Raw genomic sequence first — 14,623 nt, 5'->3', positions numbered from 1 at the left:
CGTCGGGCAGGATGGCGAAGTGATCTCGCCAGAACCCGTTCTGACCGACCTCCGTACCGCCTGGGCGCACGAGCTCTCCGACCGGCTGGCCGGTCTCTACCTGCACGGGTCGCTCGTGGGCGGCGACTTCGCCCCGGGGCGCAGCGACCTCGACCTGCTGGCGGTGCTCGACCGCGACCCGGACGAGCCGCTCCTCGGCGTGCTCGCCGTGCTGCACGCCGACCTGGACCGCCGGCATCCGGAGTGGGCCGGCCGGATCGAGGTGGAGTACGTCTCGGTGGCGGCGGTCCGCGACGCCGCTCGCGGGCAGGCCGACCGGCAGCACGTCATCGCCCGGGTCAGTCCCGGCGAACTGCTGCACCTGCTGCCCGCCACCAGCCATCGCGTGGTCACCTGGTCATCGGTGCGGGAGCATGGCCGTACGCTGCTCGGCCCGGCGGCCGACGCGTTGCTGCCGGAGATCGATCCCGGTCGCGTCCGCGCGGCCCTGCTCGACCACGTGCGCGACTGGCCGGACTGGGTGGTCGAGATGACCGGCGTCGGCGCGCAGTCCTACGCGGTGCTCACCCTGTGCCGTGCCTACCAGCGCCTCCGGTGCGGTCGGCAGTTGTCCAAGCGGCAGGCCGCCGAACCGACCGCCGCCGCGTTCCCGCACTGGGCGGGCCTCATCGGCTGGGCGCGCGACTGGTGGTACGAATCCGGGCTGGACAGTGATCCGGGCCGGGCCGGCGACGTGCCCGCGTTCGTGCGCGAGGTGAGCGCCGCCGTCCTGGCCGGAGAACCCGACATTCGAGACCGTGTTCGCTGATCAGCCGGGTACCGAACGTGGGCCGGCGTCCGCGGGCTTCGCGTCCCCGCACGCCGGCCGGCGCGGCCCGGTCAGGCGGGCTGACCCGCGGTGAGCGCGGCGGCCGGAGCGGCAGGCGACCGAAGGCCCCGGTCCCGATCTTCTGGACCGGAAAGTCTCCGAAAGTTTCGGTACCTGATCTCCGTCAGGGCCCACCGGACGTGCGGTGTCGAAGCGCTTCACCTGACCGTCTGCCAGCACCTATGCCGTCTCCATGGCCCCTCTGCCGCGGTCATCGGTTTCCATGATGTTTCCGGAAGTTGTTGACACAATGAACGACGTCTCCAATACTGTGGCCATCGACTCGCCTCGATGGCGATCGAGGTTCGTCGGCCGGTCGTGGTGCTGCCACCCGCCGGCCGCGCCCCGCCACCACAGGGAGGTAACACGCCCATGAACGACGCCCCCGTCCGCTCGGGCAGCCGCAGGCGCGGACGCCTCAGGATGCTCCTCGGCGGCGCCTGCGCCGTGGCGCTCGCCGCCGCCGGCACGACGGCGGTCCTGTCCAGTCCGGCCTACGCCGACACGACCGTCACGTCGAACCAGACCGGCACCAACAACGGCTACTTCTTCTCCTTCTGGAAGGACAGTGGCAACGTCTCCATGACCATGGGGAACGGCGGTCAGTACAGCACCCAGTGGAGCGGCATCAACAACTTCGTGGCCGGCAAGGGCTGGAATCCCGGCACCGCGCGCAACGTCACGTACTCCGGTAGCTTCAACCCGTCCGGCAACGCCTACCTCACGTTGTACGGCTGGACCCACAACCCCCTGGTCGAGTACTACATCGTCGACAGCTGGGGCAGCTGGCGCCCGCCGGGCAGCGGCTACATGGGCTCGGTCAGCTCGGACGGCGGCACGTACGACATCTACCGCACCCAGCGGGTCAACGCGCCGTCGATCGAGGGCGACAACAAGACCTTCTACCAGTACTGGAGCGTCCGACAGTCGAAGCGGGTCGGCGGCACCATCTCCGCGGGCAACCACTTCAGCGCCTGGTCCCGGCTCGGCATGAACCTCGGCAACCACGACTACCAGATTCTGGCCACCGAGGGCTACCAGAGCAGCGGAAACTCCAACGTCACGGTGGACGGCACCGGCGGCTCGAACCCGACCACCCCGCCGCCGAACAACGGTGGCGGCTGCACGGTCAGCGTGAACCGGGCCGAGGAGTGGGGTGACCGGTTCAACACGACGTTCTCGGTCAGCGGCAGCAGCAACTGGACGGTGCGGATCCAGACCCAGGGCGGGCAGAGCCTGCAGAACAGCTGGAACGCGTCGATCAGCGGCAACAGCGGCACGCTCACGGCACGTCCGAACGGCAACGGCAACAATTTCGGCATCACGCTCTACAAGAACGGCAACAGCAACACGCCGACGGCGACCTGTTCGGCCAGCTGAGCCGACCTTTCGCCCGGGTGGGGGCGCCGCGACAGCGGCGCCCCCACCGTCGCGTGTGCCGGCCGACACACCCGGGCCGAAACTTGATTGATTCCAGAAGACTGGACTAAGGTCGTGGCATGACGTCCGACTTCGAGACCCAGTTGCGGGCGGTCTCGTTGCGCGTGACCCGGCCTCGCCTGGCGGTGCTCGCCGCCCTGCGGGACCATCCGCACGTCGACACCGACACCGTGATCGCACTGGTCCGGGCGGACCAGCCCACGGTCTCCCACCAGGCGGTCTACGACGTGCTCCGGGCGCTCACCGACGCCGGGCTGGTGCGCCGCATCCAGCCCGCCGGCGCCGTCGCCCGCTACGAGTCGCGGGTGGGGGACAACCACCACCACATCGTGTGCCGCTCGTGCGGCACGATCGCCGACGTCGAGTGCGCCGTCGGTCATGCCCCCTGCCTCACCGCCGCCGACGACCACGGGTTCGTGGTCGACGAGGCGGAAGTCGTCTACTGGGGCACCTGCCCCGACTGCGCGACCGACCGCACCACCAAGTGATCAGCCAGTTCGGCCAGTGATCCGCCAGTTCGGAAGGAAACAGATGAGCGACACCCAGGACAACGGGCCCGTCAGCGCCCAGGGCGTGGACGCCAAGGAGGCGGCCGGCTGCCCGGTCGCGCACGACTCCGTGACCGCCCAGGGCAGCGAGAGCGAGAACCCGGCGATCGACTCGCCGACCCCGAAGACCGGTGGCCGCCCGCGCACCAACCGGGACTGGTGGCCCAACCAGCTCGACCTGTCGGTGCTGCACGCCCACTCGTCCAAGGGCAACCCGCTGGGGCCGGAGTTCAGCTACGCCCGGGAGTTCGCCAAGCTCGACGTCGAGGCGCTCAAGCGCGACATCACCCAGGTGCTCACCACCTCGCAGGAGTGGTGGCCGGCCGACTTCGGCCACTACGGCGGGCTGATGATCCGGATGAGCTGGCACGCGGCGGGCACCTACCGCATCGAGGACGGCCGCGGTGGCGCCGGTGACGGCGGCCAGCGGTTCGCCCCGCTGAACAGTTGGCCGGACAACGCCAACCTGGACAAGGCCCGCCGGCTGCTCTGGCCGGTCAAGCAGAAGTACGGCCAGAAGATCTCCTGGGCCGACCTGCTGGTACTGGCCGGCAACGTCGCGCTGGAGTCGATGGGCTTCAAGACCTTCGGCTTCGGCTTCGGCCGCGAGGACGTCTGGGAGCCCGAGGAGATCTTCTGGGGCCCGGAGGACACCTGGCTCGGCGACGAGCGCTACGCCTCCGACAAGGAGATGACCGCCGGCGTCGGCGCGACCGAGATGGGCCTCATCTACGTCAACCCGGAGGGCCCCCGCGGCAACGCGGACCCGCTCGCGGCGGCGCACTTCATCCGGGAGACCTTCCGCCGGATGGCGATGAACGACGAGGAGACCGTCGCCCTCATCGCCGGTGGCCACACGTTCGGCAAGACCCACGGCGCCGGCGTCGCCGACGACCACGTCGGCCCGGAGCCCGAGGGCGCCCCGCTGGAGGCGCAGGGCCTCGGCTGGCTGAGCACGCACGGCACCGGCAAGGGCGGTGACACGATCACCAGCGGCCTCGAGGTGACCTGGACCGACCGGCCGACGCAGTGGAGCAACCGCTTCTTCGAGATCCTCTTCGGCTACGAGTGGGAGCTCACCACCAGCCCGGGCGGGGCCAAGCAGTGGGTCGCCAAGGACGCCGAGGCGATCATCCCGGACGCGCACGACCCGGCCAAGAAGCACCGGCCGACGATGCTGACGACCGACCTGTCGCTGCGCGTCGACCCGGCGTACGAGAAGATCTCGCGTCGTTTCCTGGAGAACCCGGACGAGTTCGCGCTGGCGTTCGCCAAGGCGTGGTACAAGCTTTTGCACCGCGACATGGGTCCGGTCAGCCGCTTCCTCGGCCCGTGGGTGCCGGAGGCGCAGCTCTGGCAGGACCCGGTCCCGGCCGCCGACCACGAGCTCGTCGGTGACGCCGACGTCGCCGCGCTCAAGGCGAAGGTCCTCGACTCCGGCCTCACCACCGCCCAGCTCGTCTCCACCGCCTGGGCCTCGGCCGCGAGCTACCGCTCGACCGACAAGCGCGGCGGCGCGAACGGCGCGCGGATCCGGCTGGAGCCGCAGCGTAACTGGGAGGTCAACCAGCCCGAGCAGCTCGCCACCGTGCTGGCGGCCCTGGAGGGCATCCAGCGGGAGTTCAACGCCGCCGGCGGCGCCCGGATCTCGCTGGCCGACCTGATCGTGCTGGCCGGCTCGGCCGCGGTCGAGAAGGCGGCGCGGGACGCCGGGGTCGAGGTGACGGTGCCGTTCCACCCGGGGCGCACCGATGCCACCCAGGAGCAGACCGACGTCGAGTCGTTCCGGGTGATGGAGCCGCGCGCCGACGGGTTCCGCAACTACCTGCGGCCGGGCGAGAAGACCGAGCCGGAGGTGCTGCTCGTCGACCGGGCGTACATGCTCAGCCTGACCGCGCCGGAGATGACCGTCCTCGTCGGTGGCCTGCGCGCCCTCGGCAACAACGTCGACGGCGCGGCGCACGGCGTGCTCACCGACCGGCCCGGCGTGCTCACGAACGACTTCTTCACCAACCTGCTCTCCCCGGGCACCCGGTGGAAGGCGTCGGAGTCCGAGGAGCACGTGTACGAGGTCCGCGACCTGGCCACCGACACGGTGAAGTGGACCGCCACCGCGGTCGACCTCATCTTCGGCTCGAACTCCCAGCTCCGGGCGCTGGCCGAGGTCTACGCCAGCGACGACGCGCGGGAGAAGTTCGTGACCGACTTCGTCGCCGCCTGGACCAAGGTGATGGAGCTGGACCGGTTCGACAGGTCCTGATCCGCCTGTTCCACCCGACGAGCCCCGGTCGATCCGTCACGGACCGATCGGGGCTCGTCCGGCTACTGCCGCTCCCACCGCTCCTTGGTGATCTCGTACCGTACGTCCCCGTGCTCGGCGCCCTCGATCATTTCCAGGTCCGGGGGAGTGGGGAGGGTGCCCACGAGCGTCATGCCGAGCTTCTCCATGACGTGGCGCGAACCGTGGTTCACCGCCATCGTCTCCGCCCAGACCATGCGTATGCCGAGCTTCGTGAACGCCGTGCCCAGCAGCGCCCGCGAGCCCTCGGTGGCGTAGCCGTTGCCCCAGGCCGCCTGCCGCAGCCGATAGCCGAGTTCGACCTCGTCCAGCGGGCCCTGCGGCGCGGGACGCAGGATGAACCAGCCGATGAACGCGCCGCCGTCCTTCTCGTGCGCGGCGAACAACCCGAGGTCGCCGCCCCATCTCTCGTAACCGGCGAGGATGTTCGGGAGATAGCGCTCGCGGATGATCTCCGGCGCGGTCGGTGTGCCGCCGGTCAGGTAGCGCATCACCGCCGGGTCGCTGTCCAGCTCGATCAGCAGCTCCGCGTCGTCGGCGGTGAAACGGCGCAGGACCAGGCGCTCGGTCTCCAGGTAGGTGTCCACGAGTCGATCATGCGGGAAGCGCGTCCGGCAGCCAATAGGCTTTCGCGCATGCACGGGTTCACCGACGTCGACCGTCAACCGACCCCGGACGCCTGGGTCGGCGTGCTCGACCGTCTCGGCGAGGAGCCCTTCTACCGGTCGTACCAGCGGCGGGTCCGGGAGCTGCTCGACCCCTTGCCCGGTGGTCGTTACCTCGACGTCGGCGCCGGCACCGGGGCAGGCGCGGCCTCCCTGACGGACGAATACGACGTCAGCGTGGTGGCCGTCGATCACGCGTGGACCATGGCCGCCGCCATGCGGGCGCGCGGTCTGCCCCGGTGCGCCGTCGCCGACGCCCATCACCTGCCGTTCACCGACGACTCCTGCGACGGGGCATGGGCCGACCGCACGCTGCAACACCTCGCCGATCCCCACGCCGCGATCCGGGAACTCGTCCGGGTCGTCCGCCCGGGTGGCCGTGTCGTCCTCGCCGACCCGGACTACGACACCCAGGCGCTCGACATCGCCGACCAGGGGTTGGCGCGGCGCGTGCTGAGGTTCCGGGCCGACGTCCTCCTGCGCAACGGCGCGCTGGCTCACCAGCATGCCGGCCTTCTGGCCGCGCACGGCCTGGTCGACGTCACCGTGGAGCCCCGGACGTTGGTGGTGCGGAACCCGACCGCCGTCGACAACGTGCTCGGCCTCCGCAGCTGGGCCGCCACAGCCGCGCGACGCGGAGCACTCGACCCGGCCGACGCCCGCGCGTTCGAAGACCAGTTCGACGATGCCGTCGCTGCGCGCCGGTTCACCTACGCGGTGACGTTCTTCCTGACCGCCGCGACGGTCACCTGACTGACGGCCCGCCGCCGATGCCGCGAACGGCACGAACGCCGCACCGGTGGGTGTGGTGGCCGCCGGGGAGCGATCATGAGGTTGACGGCGGCGTTGATCTCCGTAGGCGGCGTCAACTTCATGATCACCCCCTTCTTCGGCTGACCTCCGTGCAGATTCACGGAAAGAGTGCGGGGAAGGCGGGCGCGGGTGTTGCTTGCAAGTTTCAAAAAGTTTGCCGCAAGGTATTGCAAAGACTTTCATGGATGCCGCATCGTGGTCGCACCTGGACGGCCGTCCTTCCCCCTGTGAGCCCTTTCGAGCACCGGAAGAGGTCCCCCTGTCATGGAATCCGTCAGGCCACACCCCCGTGGCCGCGCCGGTCGTCTGCTGCTCGCCGCCGCGCTCGTCGCGGCCGGCGGCACGGCCGTCGTCGCCGCCGCCACCACCGCCACCCCCGCCCGCGCCGCCACCGTCCTCAACGACAGCGAGGTGACCGCCAACCTCTGGGAATGGAACTGGACGTCGATCGCCGCCGCCTGCACCGACCACCTCGGCCCCGCCGGGTACGGCGCGGTGCAGGTGGCCCCGCCGCAGGAGTCGGTGAGCCTGCCGAACAGCCCCGACGGCGTGCACCCCTGGTACGAGGTGTACCAGCCGGTGTCGTACAAGCTGGACAGCCGGTTCGGCAACCGGCAGCAGTTCGCCGCCATGGTCACCGCCTGCCACGCCGCCGGCGTCCGGGTCTACGTCGACGCGGTGGTCAACCACATGGCCGGCACCAACAACCCGGCCGGCACGCGCGGCTACGCCGGCACCGAGTTCTCCGGCTACAGCTACCCGGCGGTGCCCTACGGCAGCGGGGACTTCCACCGACCGGGGGACAACTGCCCGACCGGCGGCGGGATCAGCGACTGGAACAACGAAGCCCAGGTGACCAGCTGTGAGCTGCTCTCCCTGTCCGACCTCTACACCGAGAAGGAGGCGGTCCGCACCAAGATCGCCGGCTACCTGAACGACCTGATCGGCCTCGGGGTCGACGGGTTCCGGGTGGACGCGGTCAAGCACGTCAAGAAGGACGACTTCGCGGCGATCCTCGGCAAGCTGAGCAACACCGTCGCGGAGGGCCGCCGCCCGTACGTCGCCCAGGAGATCTTCGACGGCGCGAGCAACCCGGCGTTGCAGGCCCGGGCGTACGTCGGCAACGGCGACGTGCTCGACTTCGGGTACGCCAAGGGCATCCGCTCGGCGTTCCTCGGCTCCATCTCCACGCTGGCGAACGTGCCGAACTGGAACCTCGACGCGCCGAGCGCCAACGTCTTCGCCATGGTCACCAACCACGACCTGGAGCGCGACGGGGTGGTGTTGTCGTACCAGAACGGCGCCGACTACGTGCTCGCCAACTACTTCGCGCTCGCCTACCCGCACGGCAAGCCGTCGGTCTACGACAGCTTCACCTGGTCGAACCGGAACCAGTCCCCGCCGAGCGACGGCACCGGGCGGGTCACCGACACGGTCTGCGGCGCCGCGTGGAACTGCCTGACCCGCAGCGCCGGCATCAAGGGCATGGTCGGCTGGGCCAACGCGGCGCGGCAGGTGAAGACGGTCTCGGACTTCACCACCGTGAACAGCAACGTGATCGGCTTCCACCGCGGCGACCGGGCCTGGATCGGCATCAACGACTCCGGTTCCGCCGCCACCGCCACGTTCACCACGGGTCTCGCCGACGGCAGCTACTGTGACGTCGTCTCCGGCAGCGCCACCGCCGGTGGCTGCACCGGCGGCACGATCACCGTCTCCGGTGGCCGGGCGACCGTGACCATCCCGGCCAACAACGCCGTCGCGGTCCACGTCAACGCGCGGCCTGGCACCGGTCCGTCGCCGACCGCGTCGCCGACGACCAGCCCGACCGGCAACCCCACCGACCGGGTCGCCACCACGTTCACCGTGAGCGCGTCCCCGGCCGCGGGCCAGGACGTGTACGTCGTCGGCAGCGTCGCCGAGCTGGGCTCGTGGACGCCGGCCAACGGCGTCAAGCTCGCCGCGCAGGGCGGCGGCGCGTACCGTGCCACGGTCGACCTGCCCCGGTCGACGGCCGTGGAGTACAAGCTCGTCAAGATCAGCACGGCCGGGGCGGTGACCTGGGAGTCCGGCGCGAACCGGAGCTTCACCACGCCGGCCGCCGGCACGTACGCGGTGACCGGGACGTTCCGTGGCGACACCGTCTCCACGGCGGTGGCCACCTCGTTCGCGGTCACCGCGACCACCACGTACGGCCAGAACGTGTTCGTGGTCGGTGACGTCGCGGCGTTGGGCGGGTGGAACCCGGCGAACGCGGTCGCGCTCTCCCCGGCCACCTACCCGGTCTGGCGGGCCACCGTCGACCTGCCGCCGAACACCGCGGTCGCGTACAAGTACGTGAAGAAGAACCCGGACGGCACGGTGACCTGGGAGTCCGGCGCGAACCGGACCTTCACCACCCCGGCCGGCGGCACCCGCGCCAACACCGACACCTGGCGGTAGCGGCCGACGGCGCGGCCCGTCCTCCTTCGTCGAGGGCGGGCTGCGTCGTACCCCGAGGTCATGCCCCCGCACGCGTCCGGAGCCGGGCCACCGGCCGTCCGACGACCGCGACCAGCGCGGCGGCCAGGCACACCGCGGCGGCGGCGACGAACGGGGGTCGGCCGCCGGCGTGCACGGCCACCGAACCGAGTGGGATGGCCAGCGTGATCGGCCCGAACATCGCCGTGTTCGCGGTGCCGGACACCCGTCCGAGCAGCTCCGGCGGCGTGTGCGTCTGTACCGCGGTGACGGCGGCGACGAGCGTCCACGGCAGGCCGACCCCGATCACCACCGAGGCGGCCACCGTGGCCGGCCACCAGGGCAGGCAACGGCCCAGGCAGCCGGCGGCGAACAGCGCCGCGCCGGTCACGCCGACGGCGGACGCGCCCCGGTGGCGGACCAGCCGGCCGACGACCAGCCCGGCCAGCACCGAACCGGCGCCCTGCGCGCTGGCCAGCACGCCGAGGAACGTGGACGGCAATGCCAGCTCCTCGGTCACCACGGCGTAGAGCGCCGCGGTGGTGAAGCCGGACATCGCGATCGACACCGCCGCCAACGCCACGGGTACGCGCACCGCGCGCCGGCGGAGGAGGACGGCGAGCCCGACCCGGAGGCCGGGCGGACGGGCCGGCGCCGGGTCGCCCGCCGCGGGCCGGTCGGCCGGGGCCGCGTCGGTGGTCCGCAGCCGCAGCGCGCCGTAGAGCACGGCGACCAACAGCGGCACGGCGGCGCTGAGCACGGCGACCGGGTGCCCGCCCCGCCAGGCGTAGAGGCCCGCCCCGGCCAGCGGCGCGACCAGCTTCATGCCCTCCTGGGCGCTGGAGCGCCAGCCGTTGACGTCGGCGAGTCGCGCCGGGGGCAGCGCCGCCGGCAGCAACGCCGTCTCGCCGGCGTCGATCACCACGTAGCTGACGCCGTAGGCGAGCGTGACCGCGAAGATCAGCCAGGTCTGGCCCGGCCCGCGCACCGCGAGCAGGCTGAGCAGGGCGGCGGCCAGCGCCAGGTTGACGGCGACGACGAGCGGTCGCCGGGGCGCCCGGTCGAGCAGCCCGCCGAGCCAGGGACCGGCGAGCACCGGGGCGTAGACGCAGAGCCCGGCGAGCGCGGCCAGGCCGGTCGAGCCGGTGAGGTCGAGCACCCAGATGCCGGCGACGAGCGCCATGGCGCTGCCGCCCAGCCCGGAGAGCACCGAGATGGCCACGAACAGCACGGCGTTGCGGCGCATGAGCCCTCCGGAGTTGAGCGGGGAAGACTCACATCCTCAAATCCTGAGTGGAATCGACGCAATACTGCTGGCGTATGTCAATCTCTCGTTGACAGCGCGGCGGCGATCCGTCCGGCGGCCTCGCGGGCCGGCGCCGGCAGTCGCGGTCCGACCCCGGCCAGGTCCCCGACGAGGTACGCGGCCAGCGCGAACAACGGTCCCGGCGCGGCGTCCAGGGCCGACGCGCAGGTACGACGCACCAGCGCCGCCCGGCGGAAGCGGCCGTCCCACGCCCGGTCCGCCCCGATCCACCGGCCGAGGTCGGTCACGGCGACCCGCAGCGCCACCACCTCTGTCGACCAGGCCCGGTCGAGTCGCCCCAGCCGCGCGCGCCGGGCCGCCACGAGCCGTTGCCGGCGCTGCTCGGCGGCCTGCCGGCTGCTCAACCCCAGCGCGCCGGCGATCTCCGCCCAGGTGACGCCGTCGTGCCGGGCCCGGTCGATCAGCTCCAGCTCCCGCTCGTCCAGCCGGGCGCGGGCGACCCCGATCTCGGACAGGAGGGACAGATCCGTCACCGCCACCGTGACAGTCAGCGCGGTGGGGCGACGTACAGGCCGGTCTTGCAGCCCGTCTCGCCGGGCTCCAACCAGATCCGGTCGTACCCGGGCTCCTCGATCTTGCCAGCCGGCGTGCGGACCAGCAGGAGGCACTGCCGTTCCGGCGGTACGCCCACGGCGGCGACGAGCGCGCCCTCGTGGGTGACCGTGTCCACGGTGATCCACTCCTGCGGGAACGCCGCCCGCACCGCGCCCGCGAGCGTCGCGGGGGTGGCGGCGCGCAGCACCGTCGTGAGCCGCTTGCGTCCGTCCGCCGGCAGCGCCGGCACCGGCGCGGCGCTCGGCGGCGGGGGAGCGGCCCCGGGCGGGCAGTCGATCTCCCGGTAGGTGGTGTAGCGGTAGAGCCGCAGCTCGTAGCGGTAGCAGCGGGTGGTCCGGCCGGCGGGTTGGCTGCTCTCGCCGGGCCGGGCCGTCGGCCCTTCCCCGAGGGACACGAACCGGACGTCGATGGTCGCCAGTTCGTCCGCGTAGACGCGACCCGACCAGGCCAGGGCCTCCTGCCGGACGGCCGGGTCGGCGCCCGGCGGCGGCGTCGCGACGTCCGTCACGACCTCGGTGGCGGCGATCGACGCGGCGTCCCGGATCCGGTCACGGTGCCCGAGCGACTGGTTGAGACGCTCCGCCGCGTCCGTCGCCGGGTCGGTGTTCCGCGCGGCGTCCGACATCCACGCGTCGTCCCTCTCCTGGCCGGCGCCGCGGTGCCCACCGCACCCGAGAAGCGCCAGCGCGACGGTCACCGCGACGGCACCCAGCCTTCGTCGGCCGGATCCCGGCGTCTCGCGTACCCATGCCCCGCTCACGGGCGACACGCTACCGCCGCGCCGCCACCGCAGCGGTCCCGGCCACCGCGGGCCGCGGTCAGCGGGCCAGCCAGGCGCCGTCGACCGGGATCACCGCGCCATGCACGTAGGCCGCCGCGTCGGAGGCGAGGAAGACGGTGACGCCGCCGAGGTCGTCGGGTCGCCCCCAGCGTCCGGCCGGGATCCGGTCCAGGATCGCCCGGTTGCGTTCCGGCTGCTCGCGCAGCGCGCGGGTGTTGTCCGTGGCGATGTAGCCGGGTGCGATCGCGTTGACGTTCACGCCGTGCGGCGCCCACTCGTTCGCCAGCGCCCGGGTCAGCCCGGCGATGCCGGACTTCGCCGCGGCGTAACCCGGCACGGTCACGCCGCCCTGGAAGCTGAGCATCGACGCGGTGAAGATGATTTTGCCGGAGCCACGTCGGACCATGGCCCGGCCGACCTCCCGGGCCAGCACGAACGGCGCGGACAGGTCGACCTCCAGCACGTGGTCCCAGTCGTCGTCGGAGTGCTCGGCGGCCGGCGCGCGGCGGATCGTGCCGGCGTTGTTGACCAGGATGTCGACCGGGCCGCGCGCGAGCAGCCATTCGGCCAGCTCACGCACGGCGGCCCGGTCGGACAGGTCGGCGCGGCGGGGCACGAACTCCCGCCCGTGCGCCGCCACCCGCTCCGCCACCTCGCTGCCGGTCTTCTCCAGGGCGGCGCTCACCCCGACCACGTCGGCGCCGGCCGCGGCCAGAGCCTCCGCCATGGCCAGGCCGATGCCCCGCCGGCAGCCGGTGACGACCGCCACCCGGCCGCTGAGATCGAACGGGTTCACGCGTCCCCTCCACAGTCGACGAGCACCTTCACGTCGCCGCCGGCCGCAAGCGCCTCGAACGCCCGCGACACCTCGTCCAGCGGCACGATCCGGGAGATGAGCCGGTCGGCGGGCACCCGGCCGCCGTGCACCAGGCGGACCGCCTCGGCGTAGTCGTCCGGCTCGTACACCCGCACACCGATCAGCTCCAGCTCCCGCCAGAAGACCCGGTGCAGGTCCACCTGCCGCGGAGTGGGATGGATCGCCACCACCACCAGGCGTCCGCGTACCGCCAGCAGGTCGGTGGCGAGGCGTACCCCGCTGGCCGAGCCGGACACCTCGAACACCACGTCGGCGCCCGCGCCGCCGGTCGCCTCCCGGATCGCCTCCGGCACGTCGACCGCCGCCGGGTCCAGCGTGGTGAGCCCGAGGTCGGCGGCGAGCGCACGCCGGTCCGGGTCGATCTCCAGGACCGTCACCGTGGCGCCGGTGTTCCGGGCGACCACGCCGATGAGCAGCCCCACCGGCCCGGCGCCGATGACGACCGCGTGCTCGCCGGCGGCGAGACGGGAGCGGCGGACGTCGTGCACGGCCACCGCGGTCGGCTCCACGAGCGCGGCCCGCGGCAGGGACAGGTCCGCCGGCAGCGGCACCACGATGCGCTCCGGGACCGTCCAGGAGCGCTGCATCGCGCCGGCCGAGTCGACGCCGACGAAGGTGAGCCGGTGGCAGACGTGGGGGTGGCCGGCGCGGCACGCCGGGCACTGCCCGCACCAGTCCAGCGGCATCACGGTCACCGGGTCGCCCACCCGGTACGCGTCCACGCCCGGCCCGAGCTCAGCGATCCGGCCGGACATCTCGTGGCCGAGCACCGCCGGCGGGCGGACCCGCTGGTCCATCGCGCCGTGCGCGATGTGCAGGTCGGTGCCGCAGATCCCGGTGTACGCGACCGCGATGCGCACCTGGCCGGGGCCGGGCGGCACCGACTCGGTGTCCTCGACGACGAAGCTCCGCTCGCCGACGTAGTGTGCGCTGCGGTTCACGCCGCCTCCTCGATGTCGCCTGGTCGTCGCACGTCACGCCCTTCCGGTGGCCGGGTTGTTCTCGTCCCGACCGCTGGTCCAGGCGTAGCCGAGCACCGGGGCCAGCACCGCCTCGATCTCGCCGAGCAGGTCGGGGTCGGTCTCGGTGAGCGCCCAGCGCACGTTGCGAGCCATGTTCCCGGCGCTCGCGGTCCCGACGAAGGTGGTGGCGAACGCCGACGGCGCGGCGGCGAAGCTCAGCGCCACCTGGGCGATGTCGACGCCCCGGCGGGCGCAGAGTTCGGCCGCCGTCGCGGCGGCCCGCCGCACCGGTGGTGGCGCCGGGTGCCAGTCGGGCGCGCCCCGCTGCGAGAGCAGCCCCATGGCCAGCGGCGACGCGTTCATCACCGCCGTGCCGAGGGCGGCGAACCCGGGCGCGCTGTCGGCGAGCGCGCGGTCCAGCAGCGTGTAGCGGCAGTAGGACAGCACGGTGTCCACCGGCGTCGCCGCGGCGACCCGGGTGAGCGCGGCCAGCGGATAGCCGGTGACGCCGAGGAAACGGACCTTCCCCGCCTCGCGCAGCTTCTCCAGCGCGGGCAGCGTCTCGGCGATGATCTGGTGGAGGTCGCCGAACTCGATGTCGTGGCACTGGATCAGGTCGAGGTGGTCGGTGCCGAGCCGGCCCAGGCTCTCCTCCACGCTCGCCGTGACGCGCGCGGCGGAGAAGTCGAACGCCGCGTCGCCGTACCGGCCGACCTTCGTGGCCAGGACGTAGCCGGACCGGTCGACGCCGCGCAGCGCCCGGCCGAGCACCGTCTCGGCGACCGTGGCGCCGTAGTAGGGCGAGACGTCGATGATGTTCACGCCCAGGTCGAGGGCGGTACGGACGGCGCGGATGCCGTCCCGCTCGTCGATCCGGCCGTAGACCCCGCCGAGGGGCGAGGCGCCGTAGCCGAGCATCGACACGTCCAGGCCGGTCCGGCCGAGGGGGCGGTACCGCACGCCGATCACGCTCCCTTCGGCCACGACCGGGTCAAAGATCCGACGTCTCTATAGTGGGGAGCGTCGCC

General features: G+C 72.5%; 13 protein-coding genes. 6 read left to right on the top strand and 7 right to left on the bottom strand.

The genetic code is table 11. The features are described from left to right. The first annotated feature begins 19 nt into the window (after positions 1 to 19). The 4 genes from O7613_RS12595 to katG all read left to right on the top strand — a co-directional run bounded on the left by O7613_RS12595 (position 20) and on the right by katG (position 5,116). On the top strand, positions 20 to 808 hold the full coding sequence (locus O7613_RS12595) for an aminoglycoside adenylyltransferase domain-containing protein (RefSeq protein ID WP_282293995.1): 789 nt from the start codon (positions 20 to 22) through the stop codon (positions 806 to 808). Between the two features lie 432 nt (positions 809 to 1,240). Beyond that, on the top strand, positions 1,241 to 2,248 hold the full coding sequence (locus O7613_RS12590) for a glycoside hydrolase family 11 protein (protein ID WP_281588492.1): 1,008 nt from the start codon (positions 1,241 to 1,243) through the stop codon (positions 2,246 to 2,248). Between the two features lie 119 nt (positions 2,249 to 2,367). Then, positions 2,368 to 2,796, top strand: coding sequence for a Fur family transcriptional regulator (locus tag O7613_RS12585; RefSeq protein ID WP_281588494.1), 429 nt, complete (start codon positions 2,368 to 2,370; stop codon positions 2,794 to 2,796). A gap of 43 nt (positions 2,797 to 2,839) precedes the next feature. Next, complete coding sequence (katG, locus tag O7613_RS12580; protein WP_282293992.1) at positions 2,840 to 5,116, top strand: catalase/peroxidase HPI; 2,277 nt, start codon at positions 2,840 to 2,842, stop codon at positions 5,114 to 5,116. A gap of 62 nt (positions 5,117 to 5,178) precedes the next feature. Here the strand turns inward: katG and O7613_RS12575 are convergent, their stop codons facing one another. Beyond that, positions 5,179 to 5,742, bottom strand: coding sequence for a GNAT family N-acetyltransferase (locus O7613_RS12575; RefSeq protein ID WP_282293991.1), 564 nt, complete (start codon positions 5,740 to 5,742; stop codon positions 5,179 to 5,181). A gap of 48 nt (positions 5,743 to 5,790) precedes the next feature. On the opposite strand from O7613_RS12575, the gene O7613_RS12570 reads away from it, so the two are divergent. Together O7613_RS12570 and O7613_RS12565 are read left to right on the top strand one after the other, a co-directional pair. Continuing rightward, on the top strand, positions 5,791 to 6,573 hold the full coding sequence (locus O7613_RS12570; protein ID WP_282293990.1) for a methyltransferase domain-containing protein: 783 nt from the start codon (positions 5,791 to 5,793) through the stop codon (positions 6,571 to 6,573). A gap of 324 nt (positions 6,574 to 6,897) precedes the next feature. Further along, positions 6,898 to 9,075: a carbohydrate-binding module family 20 domain-containing protein gene (locus O7613_RS12565; RefSeq protein ID WP_282293987.1), complete on the top strand. Its 2,178-nt coding sequence runs from the start codon at positions 6,898 to 6,900 to the stop codon at positions 9,073 to 9,075. Positions 9,076 to 9,133: 58 nt separating this feature from the next. On the opposite strand, the gene O7613_RS12560 is transcribed toward O7613_RS12565, so the two are convergent. From O7613_RS12560 to O7613_RS12535, 6 genes are all read right to left on the bottom strand, one after another. Beyond that, a complete protein-coding gene (locus tag O7613_RS12560; protein WP_282293986.1) occupies positions 9,134 to 10,339 on the bottom strand; it encodes an MFS transporter in 1,206 nt (401 codons plus the stop codon). Positions 10,340 to 10,416: 77 nt separating this feature from the next. Then, positions 10,417 to 10,893: a hypothetical protein gene (locus O7613_RS12555; protein WP_282293984.1), complete on the bottom strand. Its 477-nt coding sequence runs from the start codon at positions 10,891 to 10,893 to the stop codon at positions 10,417 to 10,419. 14 nt (positions 10,894 to 10,907) lie between these two features. After that, the gene (locus tag O7613_RS12550) at positions 10,908 to 11,735 is read right to left on the bottom strand and encodes a hypothetical protein (protein ID WP_282293982.1); all 828 of its coding nucleotides are present in this window, start codon (positions 11,733 to 11,735) and stop codon (positions 10,908 to 10,910) included. 58 nt (positions 11,736 to 11,793) lie between these two features. Further along, entirely contained in the window at positions 11,794 to 12,552 is a 759-nt protein-coding gene (locus O7613_RS12545) for an SDR family oxidoreductase (RefSeq protein ID WP_282293979.1), read from the bottom strand. Then, entirely contained in the window at positions 12,549 to 13,574 is a 1,026-nt protein-coding gene (locus O7613_RS12540; protein WP_282293978.1) for an alcohol dehydrogenase catalytic domain-containing protein, read from the bottom strand. The genes O7613_RS12545 and O7613_RS12540 overlap by 4 nt, the downstream gene beginning before the upstream one ends. Before the next feature lie 33 nt (positions 13,575 to 13,607). Then, on the bottom strand, positions 13,608 to 14,555 hold the full coding sequence (locus O7613_RS12535) for an aldo/keto reductase (RefSeq protein ID WP_282293977.1): 948 nt from the start codon (positions 14,553 to 14,555) through the stop codon (positions 13,608 to 13,610). Positions 14,556 to 14,623 lie beyond the last annotated feature (68 nt).

Source organism: Micromonospora sp. WMMD975, from assembly GCF_029581215.1.
Classification (GTDB): Bacteria; Actinomycetota; Actinomycetes; order Mycobacteriales; family Micromonosporaceae; genus Micromonospora.
This window is presented reverse-complemented; position numbering and strand designations above follow the sequence as displayed.

Bases quoted from the DNA above. Each gene is read 5' to 3' on its own strand.
- O7613_RS12565 (WP_282293987.1), top strand. From the start codon at position 6,898: ATGGAATCCGTCAGGCCACACCCCCGTGGCCGCGCCGGTCGTCTGCTG.
- O7613_RS12585 (WP_281588494.1), top strand. From the start codon at position 2,368: ATGACGTCCGACTTCGAGACCCAGTTGCGGGCGGTCTCGTTGCGCGTG.
- O7613_RS12590 (WP_281588492.1), top strand. From the start codon at position 1,241: ATGAACGACGCCCCCGTCCGCTCGGGCAGCCGCAGGCGCGGACGCCTC.
- O7613_RS12560 (WP_282293986.1), bottom strand. From the start codon at position 10,339: ATGCGCCGCAACGCCGTGCTGTTCGTGGCCATCTCGGTGCTCTCCGGG.
- O7613_RS12570 (WP_282293990.1), top strand. From the start codon at position 5,791: ATGCACGGGTTCACCGACGTCGACCGTCAACCGACCCCGGACGCCTGG.
- katG (WP_282293992.1), top strand. From the start codon at position 2,840: ATGAGCGACACCCAGGACAACGGGCCCGTCAGCGCCCAGGGCGTGGAC.